We start from the raw sequence: 18,161 nt of genomic DNA on the forward strand, positions 1-18,161 counted from the left end.
CGCAAATCAAGATAATACTATGGAATTAAGGTAACTATCAGATGTATAAGCAATCCCTACTCTCTGCTTCAATCGTTTTAGCGCTTTCATCAACATCAGCCTTTGCTGAAGATTATGCCCTATTTGACGAGGTTGTTGTATCTTCGACTCGTACTAATCAAACACTTATCAATACAGCAGCTTCTGTTACTGTCATCTCGGATAAGCAAATTGAAGAAAATATGGCGAAAGACGTGAATGAAATCTTCGAATACACTCCGGGTGTAACGATGAACTCAAGCTCTCGCCAAGGTGCACAAACCATCAACATTCGTGGCATGGAAGGTAAACGCGTCAAGATCTTAGTAGATGGCTCGTCGCAACCAGGTTCATTTGATGGTGGCCCTTATGCATTTATCAACTCTAGCGGTATTTCAATCGATCCCGACATGTTAAAAAGCGTTGAAATCATCAAAGGCGCTGCTTCAAGTTTACACGGAAGTGACGCTATTGGTGGTGTTGTTGCTTTCGAAACTAAAGACCCTTCTGACTTCTTGAAAGATGGCGAAAACTTCGGTGGACAAGCGAAACTGTCTTACTCTTCAGAAGATAACTCTTTCAGTGAGCATGTTGCATTAGCTAATCGATTTGGTGACCTTGAAACATTGGTTGCCTACACGCGCCGTGACGGTGAAGAGCTTCAAAACTTCCGCGACTCGAACAACTTAGAAAATTACGCGGTAGAAGATCAAGACACATCAGCAGATAACCTATTGGTAAAACTGCAATATCAATTGAATGAAAGCCATCGTATCGAGTTTTTAGCTGAGCTAATCAAAGATACTTCAGACTCTGACATCTATCACTCAAGTTACGATAGCTATACTGGTGCTGATGACACAACACAAAATCGATTCGCTATTAAGCACATTTGGTTCGCAGATGGCGCTATCGCTGACACAGTGACGAGCAAAGTGTCATACATTTCTAAAGAAGAAAATGGTGTGACGAAGCGCTTTAAGCCAGCGGGTCCAGGTATGCCACCTTGGGTGCCAGCCAACAACGATAACTTGCAAACCAAAGATTATGAATACACAGAAGATAAGCTTGAGATCGAAACGCAGTTAGATAAAGAGATTAACAACCATTACCTAGTTTACGGTGCGACATATACACATAGTGACATTAGCAATACAAACATGGAGTACAACTCTGATCCTGCTACTGATGACCAGCTTTATGTATACACTCCTGATGCTAAAGAGCAGAAATTTGGTCTGTTTGTACAAGACGAAATTAGCCTAATGAACGACAAACTTGTTGTTACTCCAGGTGTTCGATTTGACTACTTCTCAACGGATCCAGGCAACAATACGGCAGAATCGTTAACTGATTTCTCAGATTCCGCGGTGACTGGACGTTTAGGCTCAACATACAAACTTACTGATACAGGCACCATCTTTGGCCAAATTAGCCAAGGCTTTAGAGCCCCTTCTTTCGATGAACTGTACTACACGTATGACAACCCAGGACATGGTTACGTAAATGACCCAAACCCGGATCTTAAGTCTGAAACCAGTATCTCTTACGAGCTAGGTTACCGTCATAATACTCAGGCTTCTTCATCTGAAATTGCGGCTTATTACAGTGATTACGATGATTTCATTGAAACTGTGGTAACGAAGAAAGTTGGTGGCACCACACACTACTCTAACGTTAACTTAGATTCAGCAACAATTAAGGGTGTTGAATTCTCTAACACGTTACTTTGGGATGTTTTAGTGGGCGCACCTGCAGGTATTTCAACTCATTTCGTGGCGTCTTACACTGAAGGCGAAGACGGTAACGGAAATGCGCTAAACAGTGTGAATCCTTGGAATGCAGTATTTGGTCTTAACTATGATGCGCCAAACCAAAACTGGGGTACTAGCCTTAAGTTAAACTACACAGCTAGCAAGTCTGGTTCAGACATCAACTTCGAGGACGAAAGCGGCGGCAACGCTGATCAAGCTGAGCTTCCGAGTGCTACGGTTGTTGACCTGACAGCTTACTACAAGCCAATGAAAGATCTTACTATTCGTGGTGGTGTATTCAACTTAACTAACGAAGAGTACTACCGTTGGAACGACATTCGCGGCGATGATGAGCTTTATAAAGAGAACTCACAAGCGGAAAGAAACTACGGTATTTCAGCTAAATACGAATTCTAATTCGTTAAAAACCTGAATTGCAGATACTAAAAAGCCAGCTAAATGCTGGCTTTTATTATTTCACTAAAAATTGTATCAAAAAGGGATAAAGTGAAATTACTTCTCTGCCATTTCTTTCTTAACCATTACTGCTGCAGCAATGATGAAAGTGATGATTAGGCCTAGTTCCATGATTAACTCCAAAGAAAATTAACATTAAACATATAATTCGCGTGCATGATAACACAACAGATACAGAATGATACTTTTTAACCACTAATTTACTTTTTATTCGATTTAGATCAAAAAAGATGCCCTAAAGCATCTTTTTGTAAGTTAACTATTCATGAAACAACTAGATCAACCAGGGAAACCATCAGGATTGGTTGACTGCCAGCGCCATGTATCTTCAGTCATTTCAGTCAGTGTACGTGTAGCATTCCAGCCGAGTTCTTTCTGAGCTTTAGCAGGATCTGCCCAACATTCAGCGATGTCACCAGGACGACGCTCCACAAGCTTGTAAGGGATATCTTTACCGCTCGCTTTCTCAAACGCTTTAACCATGTCCAATACACTTGAACCGTTACCCGTACCAAGGTTGTAGATATGAAGACCGTCTTTGCGCCCTACTTTCTCAAGCGCTGCAATGTGACCATCAGATAGATCCATTACGTGGATGTAATCGCGAACGCCAGTTCCGTCTTTTGTTGGATAATCGCTACCAAACACAGATAGAAACTCACGGCGGCCAACAGCGACTTGAGATACAAATGGCATTAGGTTATTTGGAATACCTTGTGGATCCTCACCTAGCTCACCACTTGGGTGTGAACCTACTGGGTTAAAGTAACGCAGCAGTGTAATGCTCCAATCCGGATTGGCTTTTTGGAAATCGGTTAAGCACTCTTCAACCATTAATTTACTACGACCATATGGGTTGGTAGCGCTTGTTGGAAAGTCTTCAGTAATTGGAACACTTGCTGGATCGCCGTAGACTGTCGCTGAAGAGCTGAATACCAAGGTTTTTACACCCGCATCACGCATTGCATCAACAAGAACTAACGTGCCGTTTACGTTGTTATCGTAGTATTCAAGAGGCTTTTCCACAGACTCTCCGACGGCTTTTAGACCCGCAAAATGGATAACCGCTTCGATGTTGTGTTGCTTCATTGTTTCAGTCAAAAGCGCTTTATCACGAACGTCACCTTCAATGAAGTTGGGACGAACGCCCGATACTTTTTCGATACGTTCTAAAACGCTTGGTTTGCTGTTGTACAAGCTATCAAAAAGTACAGGCGTCATACCTGCGTTGATCATCTGGATACTTGTATGGCTACCAATGTAACCCATGCCACCTGTAACTAAAACATTCATGCTTAGCAGACCTTTTAATTAAAATTATTCAACCTATCACTTATGATACAACAACTTAGACAATGCCCACAAACGCCTGTGGCTATTAACTATCACGAGAGAACACAAATTGACCTTTTCCTTTGCGTTTCGCTTCGTACATCGCTTCATCGGCAACCTTTAGAATCACGTCGATATCACGCTCCAAACCGTCAACTAAGTGTATGCCCAAGCTCGCTCCAACGTGAAGCGAACGCTGTTTATAATTCACTTCTTGCCCGATAAGCTCTAACAAACGTTCGGCTAGCTTCGCTAATAAGATTTTGTTTGTCTGCTTAATAATAAGTACAAATTCATCTCCCGACAAACGTGCAACCAAATCTCCCGCTCTTACCTGAGATAACAACCTGTTTGACACTTCTTTCAGGATTTCGTCACCTGCATCGTGTCCATAGTTGTCATTCACTTCTTTGAAGCCATCCAAATCCAAGTAGATAACCGCAAAATGCTGATTTGAATAGTGGCTCGACGTGACAACATCATCCATAACTTTATACAGTTGCGCTCTATTCGCTAACCCGGTTAATGCGTCGTGATGAGCTAAGTGTTCGAGTCTTTCCATCTCTTTAACGTTAGATAAATCAGACAGAGTTAACACCATATCAAACTCGTCTTTTTCGTTGTCTGAGGCAACTCTATTCACTTTGACAAACATAGGGACTAACGTGCCGGATGCGCTTTTCTCCCACACTTCGCCTTGCCACTGCCCATAATTTTCCAATGAGCTGCGAATAGTCGGCATGAGTGACGAAAACTGTTGCCAAGAAAATACTTCAAATGGTGTTTTGCCCACCAGCAGATCGGCGTGATACCCCAGTAGTCCAGTGACCGCTGGGTTTACCATGGTAATTACGTTGGACGAGTTAAGTACGATTAGGCCGTCTTTACTATTCTCAAAAACACCGGCCGCAATACGTTGGCGGCTCATTGCCGTTTCGATGTTCGTGACATCTTGAATTGCATAAAGGATACGGCCATGTTTTGACAATGAACGGCTACTCACTCGAAGCCAACGTTTAGATTGAAAGAGATCAGTGGTTTCCAGCAATTCGTCATTCAGTTCAATATTGGCGTTGATAACATCTTGTAAGAACCCAACTTGCTTGGTTACGATCAACTCTTGGATCAACAAGTGTTCAAGAAAGGCTTCCGAGCACTTAAAAATATCGCGAGTGGCTGCATTTGCATGAACGATGACCCCTTTTTCATCTACAACCAACAATGAGTGCTGAACGGTCTCAATGACCTCATTCGCGAACGACTTCTCTTCTTGGAGTTTATCCAGTGTAAAATTGATTTGGTTGTCCCGGTGTTGAAGCCTTTCAAGCATGGTATTAAAAGCTCGAACCAGCTCCCCAATCTCATCGCGGTTGGTTACGACTAATTTTGGCTGCTCTGATCGGCGTTCGACAAAGGCTTGCATCGCGTCATTGAGGTCAAACATCGGCTCGATAATCAAGCGTTGAACCAATTTGACCAGCACGCCGCCTAAGATCACCAGAAACAGAAGATAGACGGCTGCAACCTTGAAAATATTCGTTAAGATTGAATTAAACGTCTCTTTTGATATTGTCACTCTCAAGTTCGCGATAACAGCGTCATCCAGCATCACAGGAACGAGCAAGAAGATTAAATGCTCAGAGATGGCAAATTGATGATCCGCGATATCGTCTAATTCATCTGCGTTCGGCCTTGGAACCAATGTGTTGTTCACTTGGTAGCTAGCAAATAGCTGTTCGTTAATGTCATAGAGTTTGACCCTGACAATATCTTTATCTGCAACGAAAGCTGACAAAATCTCTTGAGCCGAAGATTTGTCCTCAAATAGAATCGCGGCTTGTAGATTATAAGCAACACCTTGTGCTAACACTTTAACTCGCTGGATCAGGCTTTCTTTTTCTCTTTCAAACGTGACAGTGTAATTTACCGATTGAATTGTCACCAAAGTAACCGTGATGAAGATGATAATCGGTAATATCAACTTGTTTTTTATCGATATATTATTAATGAAAGACAGCATTATTGGTCCTCCACTATAGCGATTCGTAACAGGTTTGAGCCAATGACGTAGTCACAGTGCCTTGCATTCTCGAGATTGATCTTAGGTTTGAGCTTATTATCAATGTGAGTAAGCTCAATGACTCCACCTAAGTCTGTAAAGTTAGGGATATCACTGATTGTCACAGTATGTGGGGAGTGCTCTTGACTAAGGAATTGGTCATTTTTACGGTCAGACAAATACGTAATATCACACTTAGATGTAATCGACTGTTGAACTTGGATAGCGAGCGAACGAATAGATTTCCCCTCTGTAATTGACGTCAGCACTTGGCTTACCTTTTCATCGCCAATCACACAAAAGTTCACAGCGTTCATTGAGCTTTCATCATTCCAACGTATAAAATTCGCAATTCTAAAAAGGTACACCGCTTTCACTTCATAAGGTTTGAAGCTAGCTGCCGAGGTATTCAAAGGCATAATAAGCATAGTTAAAGCGGCAAGGCCTAATTTAAAGAAACCGAGCTTAATGCGGTGCTTAAGCCATTTAGAATTCATGAGAGATCCTCACATACACCGACTCTTGATTGACGCTTTTCTGAGATGTGAATTCAGCTTGGTAGCCGTCACTCTTACCTATGTTTTCAACAACCACTTCAACTAAAGGCGCTGCGGACGACTTTTTCCATGCGAGACGCGCATCAAAGGTTATTTCATGTGGGTAAGACTGCCATTCATATTGAGTGCCATCGCCTGCTACCCAATAGTCTGGGTAATTCACATTAATGTACTGGCCAATCACATCGAATTGCCAACTTTCTGTGATATTCCACATCAACTGTGCCGTGGCTAAATGTTCATTATCAATATCGTAATAAACACTCGTTTGAGGACTAGATTTAGGGTCATCACCTTTGTTTTTTCCCTCTAATGTTGTGTAGGCATAGCTCAAGTAACTGGTGATATCTTGAGTGAGCTGATAGCTTGCGCCTAACTCCAAGCCATATGTTTTCGCTTTATAATCATCAGACAGTACACCGACATAGACATGATTCGCGGGGATATCATTTGGGTCATAACTGTGGAAGCGAAGGTTGTCATGTTCACTCAGATATATCGTCGCATCGAGTTCGAAATTTGAATTGTTTGAGTAGCGATAACCCATTTCCGCCGTTACGACGCTCTCTGTTTCCAGGTCAGAATTCGATTTATAGACATCAAGGTAGCTGTCGTTAGAATCAGCATAGTAACTGTTGAAGTAATATGTGGAGTTTGAATCCATATAAGAAGGAGCAACCACCGCACGACTCAAGCCAGCCCAAACAGAATGGCGTTGATTTAGCTGATATAAACCGCGTAGTTGAGGTGAAAGTTCTGTCGAGTCATTCTGTATAAAGTGTTCTGCCTTGAAGCCAAGAGTTATCGATAGCGCTTCTGTCATTTGAATTTGAGACTGTACAAATGCGTTCGCAATATAATCGTTAGCAGATTGGATATTGTAGGCTCTACCGTAGTAATCGGGATTGTACCAATCCACGTCCGAAACTTGGCTTGAGGAGAAATCAAGGTACATATATCGCAGGCCACCACCGAGTGTTAGCTGATGGTTTGCCGATAGTTGGTTGATATAAGTAGAGTCAAAATCGATGGTCGAATAGCTTCCCGGAGCGTCTGGCGCGTTATCCTCATTATATTCACCCCATAACGAATATGAGAGTGTCGAACTTTCATCAAAATGGCGAGAATCGTTGAACTGGATATAAACAGATTGGCTTTTATTATCAAAATCGTTGGCTTGTGATCCGACAAACGATCCTGAATTATCATATTGGAACGTATACAACTCCGACTCATAAAAGCTTTTCTCACCACCAATACGTAATGACCAACTTTCTTCAACATTACTTGGCTGAAATACCATCCCTGCCGTTTGTGCTTTCCATTTTTCAGATTCGTTTGTGCGATATGTGGGTTCTTCTCGGTACTTATAAAAGGCACGAGCATTCACACTGTCGTTGAGGCTTAATCCCTGACGAACACTAAATTCATAGTTATCAGTATTAGAAGCGACACCTGAGAGATAAGTCCCCTGCGTATCATTGGCAGACTTAGTAATGATATTGACAACACCATTAACCGCGTTGCCTCCCCAAATTGTTCCGCCGGGGCCTTTTAGTACTTCGATGCGTTCGATGTCGGCAAGTACATAATCAACGTCGCTCCAATACGTACCGCCATAGACTGGGCTAAACAAGCTGCGTCCATCCATCATCACGAGCATCTTGTTATATAGCCCATCATGAAAACCACGGGCAGAAACAAACCATGAGGTTTCGTTAAACTTGGTTACTTTGAGTCCAGGGACAAGCGTTAGGACTTCCGCAATGGTTTTTGCCCCACTGCGCTGAATTCGCTCATTAGAAAGCACATACACCGACGAGGGAATGTCAGTGAGTTTTTGTGTCACTTTCGAAGCCGTTTCCATTTCGACATCTAACATCGACAACTCTTCAAGACTCATCGACATGAGTTGGTCTAGAGAGTTTACTTGAGCATAGACAAAAACAGGTGTCGTTAATGCTAGTCCTAAGCAAACCTGGCGGGATATCATGTGCTCACCTAATATACAGATAGATATTAATCCTTTAATCAATAGTTCAACTATATATGAAATGCCATACTGGTAAATTTACGGTATCGAAAGTATGAGTTAGGTCACTGTTTATTTGTGGTATTTATAAGACCGTCATTACTTACCTCAACGTAAAGGATTAGCACCACGTGACAACGAAGATTTTGCTTAATTGCGACATGGGAGAAAGTTTCGGCAATTGGAAGATGGGCGATGATGAGTCGGTCATGGAATGGGTCGATATGGCAAACATCGCTTGTGGTTTTCACGCGTCTGATCCGCACGTTATGTCCAAGACGATAAAACTGGCTCAGCACTATCACACTCAAATTGGTGCTCATCCCGGTTATCAAGATTTAGTTGGTTTTGGACGCCGCTCCATTCCACACACTATGGATGAAATTAGTGAGCTGGTTTGCTATCAAGTCGGTGCACTACAAGCCCTATGTCGCTATCACCACACCTCTGTTGGCTATGTAAAACCTCATGGCGCCCTTTATAACGATATGATGGCGAACATTGATGTGTTTAATGCGGTAGCCCAAGCAGTCGCTGAATTTAACATCCCCTTGATGATTCTCTCTTCATCAGACAATCAACAGTATTTGGATATTGCTGACGACCATGATTTACCCCTTTTGTTTGAAGCGTTTGCCGACCGTGCCTATTTGAACAACGGGCAACTAGCACCACGTACTCAAAAAGGCTCGGTTTACGTCAATCAAGACGATATCTATAACCAAGTCATGCAAATCATTAACTATGGCTCAGTCACGACTTTAGAGGGCGAAAGACTGCCTATTGAAGCCGATACTATCTGTGTTCATGGCGATAACCCTCAATCTATTGCATTAATTAGAAAAATTAGACAAGACCTCAACGCTTTTAATTAGTATGAAGCGTGTGATTGGTATGACGCATGGCCTGTTCGTTCGCCTAACCAAGCACCTAATCAATCGCTCGTAAGATTCAATTGCTTTGTATTGGTTTATTCGCGGAAGTGAGACATGCCAAGTAAGCAAACAAAAGGCAAACAAACGTATGGAAACGAAATGACGACGAATAAGATTGAATTCAATATAGCGCCAGTCGCGGAATGCAGCGTTTTGGTGACTTTGACGCTATCGCCTTCAAATAATCAAGCTAGCGCTGAATATGTGCAGTATATGGCTCACTTTTCCGATGCCATTCGCCAAAATTTAGCATCGGTGTTGATGAATGTGACGCCGGCTTACCAAACAATATTGGTCGATTACCTACCTTATCGAATATCAGAACAGCAGCTCATTGAACAACTCAATAATTTGATGAATCACGCTCTATCGTCCTTTTCTAGTGTTAGTAAAATTCGTAATACGATTGAGCTTCCTGCCTATTATTCACCAGAAACGGCGCTCGATTTAGACAGGTATCAAGACAAAGGCCTATCGCTGGACGATATTATTCAATATCACACCTCACAGACATACAGCGTCAGTGCTATTGGGTTTATGCCTGGCTTTGCGTTTATGTCTGATGTGGTTAATGAGCTTGCTTTGCCCCGTCACTTTACACCCCGCTTAAATGTGCCCAAAGGCAGTATCGCCATCGCGGATACTAAAACAGCTGTGTACCCTTCGGACTCGCCGGGCGGCTGGAATATTATTGGTAATTGCCCGCTTCCGTTGTTCGAGCATAGCCAATTGAAGAACGCCGATATCACTCAAAGACCATTGTCTCTGCTTAATGTTGGTGACACCGTTCGTTTCATCGCGATTTCAAAACAAGAATTTGCAGAGTTGGGTGGAGGCATCGTAAATGGCTAAGACAAACGCTAGACCAACACTGACCGTGATTAAGCCCGGTCCGTTGAGTTTGATACAAGATTTTGGGCGATTTGGTGTTGCTCATCTAGGATTAACGCAAGGTGGGCCGGTTGATGATTACTCTTATAGCTGGGCCAATCATCTATTGGGCAACCCAGTAAACCAAGCTGCTTTGGAAATCACGCTTGGACAATGCTCGTTACGAATTGATTTTGATTGCGAGATGGCGCTATGCGGGGGCGATTTACAGGCGAAGCTTGATGGTAAACCACAGGCTAACTGGCGTACTTTTCAAGCTTTTAAGGGGCAAGTTCTCTCATTTGGTTTACCTAAAAATGGTTTAAGGGCGTATTTAGCCATTAAAGGCGGCTTTGATGTTCCATCAACTCTTCATAGCTGCTCTACGGTGACTCGTGAAAAGATTGGTGGATTAACACAAGATGGAGAGCCATGCCAGCAAGGTCAACAAATAGCATTTACCCAACACTCACTCTCTCGTCCATTCAAAGCGTTGAGTGTTACCTTCAGATACAAGCCTGATTACAACCTGCCCGTGAACCTACGAGTTATTGAAGGCTATCAAAGCGAGCTATTCTCCGATTCAGCAAGAGAGACTTTGTATAACGCGCAGTATCACGTTGATCAAAATTCTAATCGGATGGGTTATCTACTCAGTGGCGATCCCGTCGACTCGCCTAACATTTCGCTGTTGTCAGAAGGCATTGCCTTAGGTGCAATTCAAATCCCTAAAGATGGACAACCTATCGTGTTGCTTAATGACAGACAGACCATAGGTGGTTATCCGAAGATTGGATGTGTCGCCAGAATCGATTTGCCGCGCTTGGCACAAGCCAAACCGGGACATGAGATATCGTTCAGCAAAGGCGATCGCTTAGGCTTACAAGATGTTTGGTGCCAATGGGCTCAGTTTTTCGGCTATTAGTCTTTGCTATGTGTTATGTGCTATGTAGCTAAGAATAATTAGCGAGGAAGATGTAGTTTAGGTGAGTTTCGGTATCTAAGCTGGCGTTTGAATGAAGATTCGGCTTATCTATTACGGTAAGCCGAATTGGAGAAGTTAAGCGCAGTCGATGATGATTGGCTATTAAGCGTGATCTTGGCCTGACACCTTTGCAAGCGCTTCTGGGTATCCACGTTCTTTGGTCAAATCTATTGCTCGGTTCTCAATATCATTTAGATTAAGTGACATTGTCACTGAGTGCATATCTTCAATAGATACCGCCTCTGATACATCAAACCATTGCTCAGCAACCTTTTGTGCCGCTTCTAATGTTGAAGAAGCTTTCACTACTTCAAGTCGAGCATAGCGTTCACCACAGAATGAGACGTCTGAAGCTCTTAAGCTAGGATCCGTTCCTGGTATTTGCTGCGCTCCAAACAAAGGCTTGCCACCCACCTGTGCAGAGCTGAAACTTGGGATGAACTGAGACATATGCGTTATTGCCGCGCGAGTTCTTAATTCAAGCTGCTCTTCACTCCAACCCGATACAATTTTCTTAAGCAACTTCGAAGGCAACTGTGGCTGTGACGAGTCTGTTGATGATGAAACAAGCCCTCCCTCAAACAAAGTAATCCCTTCTGTCATACCATGAAGTTGGAATACACCATCAGCATACGGCGTTAATTGGGCCATACCTTGCGGAGTGCCTCTCGGACCATGGAAGATAACCTCTGGCCACTCTTCCTTGCATTCTTGTGAATACGGCCACTCTGTAACGTATGCGGCTTTAAACTCAACCAGTCTTTGCTGCTTAGAGCCAACAAAGTCGTCCACAATACCTGTTTCAAATCCACTGGCATTGATCAAGTAATCGGTCGTTAGTTGGCAGCTTTGGTTTTCGGCATCGGTATAAGTCAAAGACCAACCTTGGCTCGTCGACTCAACAGATTGTAATCGGCTATTGGTTAACACGGTACAGTTAGCTTGTTGCCCTAAAGACAGTTGAGCGGTCGCAGATAAGCGGAATACACTCCAGCCGTACTCTTGAACCATAGCAACAGGATACTTAAGGGTCTCTAAATCTGTATGTTTGGCGAAAGGAACACACCAATCATCAAGTGATGTGGGTTTCAGGGGCTGAGTTTTTGTAGAAAGTGCTAGTAAGTCTTCTTTGCTGTACAGCTTGTAATACTCTTCCGGATCACCAAGCACTTGGTTGCTCTTATCTTGTTTAACAAGTTCGGTATAAGCGCTCTTGATTATCTTAAGGCGAGGAAGCAGATCCAACGGCTCTCCACCATCACTGTGCGGAACGGCTATGATTGTCGGGCGGATATTGATCGTATGAGGAAATAAGCGGACAGTATCAATTGACTGCGTAAGCAACTGGAGACACTGCTCTACAGAAATATCTCGATACAAATTGCCGCCAGCGTGTAGGTGGCAAATTGGTGGACCATTAACCAAACTCGGCCCTTTTTCCAAGATAGTGACCTTAAAACCCAACTCACTAAAGTGAATCGCGCTTGTTGTTCCGGCAATACCACCACCAACAATGGCAATAGAAGGTTGATTTGTATCCGTTTTGTTGTGGTTCATCGTGTTCTGTAGAATAAGATTAACTGCCGCTATTCTACTTTTGTTCTGCGATGAATTAAAACACATTTTTATCAAGGTCTTAGATAGGCGGGATTTAATATCTATGTAAAAAACATAAATAATCTCTTGACTCAATAACTCCAGATAGAGTTTTAAAGGTTATTCTAACAGTCAAATTTGTCCTAAGTGACGCCACATAAAGGCTGCCTCAGTACTCTTAAAACATAGATGTTAACTTATCCCTAAAGTTATCCACCGTTTTTGTGGATAACTGTTGATAACGTTCTTGCTAAGTTGCGCAAACCCTTTGTTTACAGGGACTAACCGCTATTCATTAAATCGGCATTATTGTGCCATTAGTTTTAAAAAATACTAAAAAGTTGGGAAATAAAGGTGAGATATTTGTCAGTTGTGCTATGTATTGGTCAAATAAAAAACGGTCTAAAGCGACGTCTTATAAATAGTGCATGACTAAATATAAATAATTTCACTTTTAGACCGTTTTAAAGCATTTGGTTAGATCACGCTAACCACTAACCAAAATCCTTGTTTACTGGTGCCAACAAGCGTTTGATTAAGCTATTCACTACCGCGGCCAATGTGATGAACGTTAGCACAGGTAGCGCTATCCACAGCATCGGGTGAAGTGAAGGTTGTAACTCAAAGCCAAAGTTCATAACGCCTGCTACGCTGAGCTCAGAACCGAGTGCTGCAATTGAGCCTGCGACTAACGCCATTAACCCGTACTCACACCAAATAGTATTGAGAATTCGCTTCTTACTCGCGCCTAATGTTCGATACAAGCGTATCTCTTGTTGTCTTTGAGATAAGCTTAATCGCAATAGAGTGAAGATAAGCAACAGCCCCGCCACCACACCTAACGCCGCAAGTACAGTAATCGACCAAACAATCTGTTTGAGCAGTTCTTGTATCTTGCTACCCATCTTACGAATATCCATCAAACTCACGGTTGGGTGATTTCGAGAGAGTTCGTTGAGCATTTGATTATGTTGTTCTTCTAATCTGAAGCTCACTAGCCAAGTAGAAGGAATTGAACTCAAGACATCTGGAGTAAAGATGAAATAGAAGTTCGGCTTCATTTCACGCCACTCGACTTTACGGATGCTATTCACCTGGGCAGAGACATTCTGGCTGTTGATTGTGAACGAAAGCTCATCGCCAATCTTTAGACCCAACTGCTTCGCGACATCCGATTCCACCGATACGCCATGCTCTTGTGTCCAGCGGCCTTCTAACACTTCATTGTACTCAGGTAAGCTATCTCCCCAAGTGAAGTTGATCTCGCGACTTAGTGCGTCTGTTTCTCCTGAGGTATCGCTGTATTCCGACGCTTCAACACCGTTGATAGTCGTCAATCTTCCTCGGATAATTGGAAACGCCTGAGTGCGCTCTACTTCGTTTGCATCAATCGTCTCGAGATAACTGTCTTTTTCATAGCTTGCAATGTTAAGTGCAAACGCATTGGGCGCGTTCTCGGGCAAGGTTTGTTGCCAATCTGACAGTAAATCACTTCTGACCAACCAGATGATAGACAACAACATCAGTGACAGTGCCAAAGAGCCAAATTGAATTCCAGTTGCTAATGGTGTGCGATTAATTCGGCTTAATGCCAAACGCATAGATGTCGACGTCGGCAGCTTACCAACTAAGCGCAAAACAAGCGTACTCACAATTGCGAGCACTAAGAACAGGCAAGCGATACCAGCTAGAACTATCCATACCAATAGATTGTCGCCATACATCAGCATCATTGGAATGATCGGTACCAGTAACAACAAGTATTTCTTATAGCTTTCATTTGACTGGTGACTTGATTGAATAACACTGATTGCTGAGGTGTTGACCAAGCCAATTAACGGGATACCAAGAGCAGGAACACCAATTAAGATACTTGATAAAATCGACAAGATAGCAGGTTCAATACCATAGCTAGGAAGCGGCGTTGGTAATAAGTCACCCAGAGGTATACGAAGCAAAAACTCTAAGCCGATACCTATGGTAATTCCCAGTACTGCACCGATAACCACTAACAGAGAGACCTGTACAGACAACCATTTAACGATCCACTGCTTGCTTGCACCTAAGCTCTTAAGCATCGCGATGGTTTTACGACGACTCGCCACATAATGTTGGCACGTGAGTACCAAAGTGGTCGCAGCCATGATCACAACGATAGCAACGGTTAGCGAAAGATATTGAGTCGTGCTTTCGAACATGTCGTTAGTACGGCTCGCAGAATCTTGAGTACGCCAGCGGTCACTCGGGGTTAATTCTACGCTGTCTTGCGCGGCTTTCAGTTTTGAATCATCACCGTTCAAGAACAGCCTGAAACTTACACGGCTTCCCGGTTGAATGGCACCAGTCGCATCGATATCGCTTTTGTGTATCAATACAGCTGGCATTTGCTGGAATGGGTTAAAGCTCAAGCCCGGTTCTTGAGTGATACGCCCTGTTATCGTTAAATCGGCATCACCAATAGTGACATTGTCACCAATGTCTACTTCTAACTGCGCAAATATACGCTCGTCTAGCCAAAGTTCACCCGGCTCAACATGGTTACTTAATGCTTTATCAACGCCCTCTAAGATCATTTCGCCACGTAATGGGTAATTACTTTCAACCGCTTTCACCGTCACTAACTGCATCGAGTTGTCACTGAATGCCATGGTTGAAAAACGGGTTAGTTGGGAGCTTTCTAGTTGCTCAACTTGAGTGAGGTCTAACAAGGATTGCGGAATTGGGTTTGCTGATATGAACACGCTATCGGCAGTAAGTGCATCTTTGCCCTGCTTAACAATTACCTGCTCCATACGTTCTGCCAACGCCGACAATGCAAACACACAAGCAATAATAAGCGTTAAAGCGATTGAAACTGGCCACAACTGACCGTGTCGAATCTCTTCAATACTCCATGAAAAAAGGCGTTTATTCAGTCCGTTTGATGAATTCAATTTAGACTTCCTCTATCTGACCGACATGCATCTTAAGTGTTCTTTGGCAACGTTGTGCAAGCTTAGGATCGTGTGTCACCAAAACCAACGTGGTGCCGTGAGATGAGTTCAATTCAAACAACAACTCAACAATCTTGGCAGCCGTTTGCTGGTCTAGGTTACCTGTGGGTTCATCAGCAAAAAGGATTTTTGGCTTGATCATAAATGCGCGCGCCAACGCGACCCTTTGTTGCTCACCACCAGATAATTGGGACGGCAAGTGATCAAGCCTGTCTTTCAAGCCTACGGATTCAAGCAAAGCAGTCGCGCGTTCGATGTCTTCGTCTTCTCCCTTCAACAAACAAGGCAGCGTGACATTTTGTAGTGCAGATAGGCTTGGGATTAATAAGAAGCTTTGAAATACAAACCCAACCGATTCACTACGGATCTTAGCCCTTGCCTCATCATCAAGCTGTGAAAGTGGCTGCCCTAATAAACTGATTTCACCTTTCGTTGGTACGTCAAGACCAGCTAGCAGCGTCATTAGGGTCGACTTACCCGCACCAGACGTGCCGACAATCGCGACGGTTTCGCCTTCACGAATATCGATATCGACGTGCTCTAGGATTGTTAAATGTTCTTGATTAGTAGACACTGTCTTCGAAACAGCTTCTGCTTTAATGATGGATGTATGCATGACTCGACTAATTTCCTTTTTATTCTTTATTTTATTTTCAACCGCTTCTTTGGCTCAAGATACCGAGTTAGATTCTAAGCTACTGGTCCTTGGTGATAGCTTGAGTGCTGGTTACAACATGGACATCAAACAGAGTTGGCCAAGCCTGTTACCAGACGCATTAGCAAAGCATGACAAAACAGTCACCGTGGTTAACGGAAGTATTTCGGGTGACACAACTGGCAATGGTTTGGCTCGCCTACCACAATTGCTTGAAGAACACGCTCCAGACACTGTTCTTATTGAACTTGGTGCGAATGATGGACTTCGTGGATTCCCACCGAAGCTGATGTCTGCGAATCTTGATCAAATCATTGAGCAGATAAAAGCTGCGGGCGCGAAACCTATAATGATGCAGATAAAAATCCCACCGAATTACGGAAAGCGTTACAACCAGCAGTTTGAATACGTTTTTGCAGCGCTTGCTGATCAACAAAACGTGCCACTTTTGCCCTTTTTCCTTGAGCACATCATCCTTAAACCTGAGTGGATGATGAACGATGGACTGCATCCAAAACCAGAAGCTCAACCTTGGATTGCTGAATTCGTCGCCGAAGAATTATATCAGTATCTTTAAGTTTTAATGGTCTAGCTCAATAAATTTTACACAGCTTTACGTTAGCCTGAGTGCATATCACCGTTAACTGTAAGGTTATTTATGCTGATCGAACCTGTTATCAAGGGTGTGGTAGCCAAAAGCGCTCACCCTCTTGGCTGTCAAGAAGCCGTAAAGCAACAAATCAAGTTTGTTAAGAGTGCGCCGCAAATCAAAGATGGCCCTAAACGCGTACTGATTATCGGCGCTTCCTCAGGCTTTGGCCTTGCCGCTCGTATTGCCCTTACCTTTGGCGGCGCAAAAGCTGACACTATCGGCGTCTCATTCGAGCGCGGTCCAAACGAAAAATCCCTAGGTAGTGCTGGTTGGTACAACAACATCTACTTCAAAAAAGAAGCAGAACGAGAGCAACGCACTGCTATCAATATCGTTGGCGATGCATTTTCGCAAGAAACACGTTCACAAGTTGTTGAAGCCATTGAAACCTACTTTGAAGGTGAAGTGGACCTGATTATCTATAGCTTAGCTGCGGGCGTTCGTCCTAAACCAGATTCCGATGAGTTTTGGCGCTCTGCCATCAAGCCTATTGGTGAAAGCGTAACTGGCGCGACGATTTCTCTGGAGCACGACAATTGGGTGACAAACACACTTGATGCTGCAACGGAAGAAGAAGCCGAAAGCACACTCAAAGTGATGGGCGGCGAAGATTGGGAACAATGGATAGATGAGCTTATCAACGCTGAATCTATCGCCCCGGGTTGTAAGACAATCGCGTTTTCTTATGTTGGTCCAGAAGTCACACACCCTATCTATTTAGACGGGACATTGGGGCGAGCTAAGATCGACCTTCACCAAACCAGCCACGCACTTAACTTAGAGTTAGCTAACTTTGATGGCAACGCTTACGCGACTGTCTGTAAAGCCCTAGTCACTAAAGCGAGCGTTTTCATCCCGGGACTCAGCCCTTATCTACTTGCTTTGTACAAAGTTATGAAAGAGAAAGAGACCCACGAAGGTTGTATTGAACAGATGCAACGCTTGTTTAGCTGCAAACTGTATGGACAAACTAAAGTGCCACTTGATGGTGAACGTCTGATTCGTATGGATGACTGGGAATTAGACCCTGAAACCCAAGCACACGTAACAGAGCTGTTAGAAAAGATGGATGAGAACAACTTCAAAATGTTAGGCGATTACCAAGGGTTTAAAGAGGAGTTTCTGCAGTTAAATGGGTTTGCTCAACCTTCGGTAGACTATAACCAGAAACTTAATACTGAATATTTTATAAAATTAAAGCCTTAATCGAAACTTATCTCATTACTGAGACCCAGATTCACATTTG

Annotated in this window: 13 protein-coding genes; 6 read left to right on the forward strand and 7 right to left on the reverse strand. The window is 43.3% G+C overall.

Annotation, left to right across the window (positions count from 1 at the left end):
• Window positions 1-41: 41 nt before the first annotated feature.
• Window positions 42-2,189, forward strand: coding sequence for a TonB-dependent hemoglobin/transferrin/lactoferrin family receptor (locus CWO27_RS14645; protein ID WP_048668925.1), 2,148 nt, complete (start codon window positions 42-44; stop codon window positions 2,187-2,189).
• Between the two features lie 339 nt (window positions 2,190-2,528).
• On the opposite strand, the gene galE is transcribed toward CWO27_RS14645, so the two are convergent.
• The 4 genes from galE to CWO27_RS14665 all read right to left on the reverse strand — a co-directional run bounded on the left by galE (window position 2,529) and on the right by CWO27_RS14665 (window position 8,190).
• Window positions 2,529-3,542 (reverse strand): UDP-glucose 4-epimerase GalE, encoded by a 1,014-nt coding sequence (gene galE, locus CWO27_RS14650; RefSeq protein WP_048608318.1) that lies wholly within the window; start codon window positions 3,540-3,542, stop codon window positions 2,529-2,531.
• Window positions 3,543-3,627: 85 nt separating this feature from the next.
• The gene (locus CWO27_RS14655; RefSeq protein ID WP_107899145.1) at window positions 3,628-5,601 is read right to left on the reverse strand and encodes a diguanylate cyclase domain-containing protein; all 1,974 of its coding nucleotides are present in this window, start codon (window positions 5,599-5,601) and stop codon (window positions 3,628-3,630) included.
• Entirely contained in the window at window positions 5,601-6,137 is a 537-nt protein-coding gene (locus CWO27_RS14660) for a YfiR family protein (RefSeq protein WP_107899146.1), read from the reverse strand. The genes CWO27_RS14655 and CWO27_RS14660 overlap by 1 nt, the downstream gene beginning before the upstream one ends.
• The gene (locus tag CWO27_RS14665; RefSeq protein WP_107899147.1) at window positions 6,127-8,190 is read right to left on the reverse strand and encodes a TonB-dependent receptor plug domain-containing protein; all 2,064 of its coding nucleotides are present in this window, start codon (window positions 8,188-8,190) and stop codon (window positions 6,127-6,129) included. Before CWO27_RS14665 ends, CWO27_RS14660 begins: the two co-directional genes overlap by 11 nt.
• Window positions 8,191-8,360: 170 nt before the next feature.
• Between CWO27_RS14665 and CWO27_RS14670 the strand changes: the two genes are divergently transcribed.
• The 3 genes from CWO27_RS14670 to CWO27_RS14680 all read left to right on the forward strand — a co-directional run bounded on the left by CWO27_RS14670 (window position 8,361) and on the right by CWO27_RS14680 (window position 10,959).
• Window positions 8,361-9,104, forward strand: coding sequence for a 5-oxoprolinase subunit PxpA (locus CWO27_RS14670; protein WP_048660176.1), 744 nt, complete (start codon window positions 8,361-8,363; stop codon window positions 9,102-9,104).
• A gap of 159 nt (window positions 9,105-9,263) precedes the next feature.
• On the forward strand, window positions 9,264-10,016 hold the full coding sequence (locus tag CWO27_RS14675; RefSeq protein ID WP_107899158.1) for a 5-oxoprolinase subunit B family protein: 753 nt from the start codon (window positions 9,264-9,266) through the stop codon (window positions 10,014-10,016).
• The gene (locus CWO27_RS14680) at window positions 10,009-10,959 is read left to right on the forward strand and encodes a biotin-dependent carboxyltransferase family protein (protein ID WP_102432527.1); all 951 of its coding nucleotides are present in this window, start codon (window positions 10,009-10,011) and stop codon (window positions 10,957-10,959) included. Before CWO27_RS14675 ends, CWO27_RS14680 begins: the two co-directional genes overlap by 8 nt.
• A 162-nt stretch (window positions 10,960-11,121) precedes the next feature.
• Here the strand turns inward: CWO27_RS14680 and CWO27_RS14685 are convergent, their stop codons facing one another.
• The 3 genes from CWO27_RS14685 to CWO27_RS14695 form a co-directional block, all read right to left on the reverse strand.
• Window positions 11,122-12,576 (reverse strand): NAD(P)-binding protein, encoded by a 1,455-nt coding sequence (locus tag CWO27_RS14685; protein WP_102432526.1) that lies wholly within the window; start codon window positions 12,574-12,576, stop codon window positions 11,122-11,124.
• 533 nt (window positions 12,577-13,109) lie between these two features.
• Window positions 13,110-15,548, reverse strand: coding sequence for an ABC transporter permease (locus tag CWO27_RS14690; protein ID WP_107899148.1), 2,439 nt, complete (start codon window positions 15,546-15,548; stop codon window positions 13,110-13,112).
• A gap of 1 nt (window position 15,549) precedes the next feature.
• Window positions 15,550-16,224, reverse strand: coding sequence for an ABC transporter ATP-binding protein (locus tag CWO27_RS14695; protein ID WP_004730959.1), 675 nt, complete (start codon window positions 16,222-16,224; stop codon window positions 15,550-15,552).
• Between CWO27_RS14695 and CWO27_RS14700 the strand changes: the two genes are divergently transcribed.
• Complete coding sequence (locus CWO27_RS14700) at window positions 16,223-16,840, forward strand: arylesterase (RefSeq protein ID WP_076657240.1); 618 nt, start codon at window positions 16,223-16,225, stop codon at window positions 16,838-16,840. The genes CWO27_RS14695 and CWO27_RS14700 overlap by 2 nt on opposite strands.
• 81 nt (window positions 16,841-16,921) lie before the next feature.
• On the forward strand, window positions 16,922-18,121 hold the full coding sequence (gene fabV, locus CWO27_RS14705) for an enoyl-ACP reductase FabV (RefSeq protein WP_107899149.1): 1,200 nt from the start codon (window positions 16,922-16,924) through the stop codon (window positions 18,119-18,121).
• The last annotated feature ends 40 nt before the right edge of the window (window positions 18,122-18,161 follow it).

The sequence above is a fragment of the Vibrio sp. 10N.286.51.C3 genome (assembly GCF_003050065.1).
GTDB lineage: Bacteria > Pseudomonadota > Gammaproteobacteria > Enterobacterales > Vibrionaceae > Vibrio > Vibrio crassostreae.

Coding starts and splice junctions, on each gene's coding strand:
- fabV (WP_107899149.1), top strand. CDS start 16,922: ATGCTGATCGAACCTGTTATCAAGGGTGTGGTAGCCAAAAGCGCTCAC.
- CWO27_RS14655 (WP_107899145.1), bottom strand. CDS start 5,601: ATGCTGTCTTTCATTAATAATATATCGATAAAAAACAAGTTGATATTA.
- CWO27_RS14700 (WP_076657240.1), top strand. CDS start 16,223: ATGACTCGACTAATTTCCTTTTTATTCTTTATTTTATTTTCAACCGCT.
- CWO27_RS14675 (WP_107899158.1), top strand. CDS start 9,264: ATGACGACGAATAAGATTGAATTCAATATAGCGCCAGTCGCGGAATGC.
- galE (WP_048608318.1), bottom strand. CDS start 3,542: ATGAATGTTTTAGTTACAGGTGGCATGGGTTACATTGGTAGCCATACA.
- CWO27_RS14645 (WP_048668925.1), top strand. CDS start 42: ATGTATAAGCAATCCCTACTCTCTGCTTCAATCGTTTTAGCGCTTTCA.
- CWO27_RS14680 (WP_102432527.1), top strand. CDS start 10,009: ATGGCTAAGACAAACGCTAGACCAACACTGACCGTGATTAAGCCCGGT.
- CWO27_RS14695 (WP_004730959.1), bottom strand. CDS start 16,224: ATGCATACATCCATCATTAAAGCAGAAGCTGTTTCGAAGACAGTGTCT.
- CWO27_RS14660 (WP_107899146.1), bottom strand. CDS start 6,137: ATGAATTCTAAATGGCTTAAGCACCGCATTAAGCTCGGTTTCTTTAAA.
- CWO27_RS14665 (WP_107899147.1), bottom strand. CDS start 8,190: ATGATATCCCGCCAGGTTTGCTTAGGACTAGCATTAACGACACCTGTT.
- CWO27_RS14685 (WP_102432526.1), bottom strand. CDS start 12,576: ATGAACCACAACAAAACGGATACAAATCAACCTTCTATTGCCATTGTT.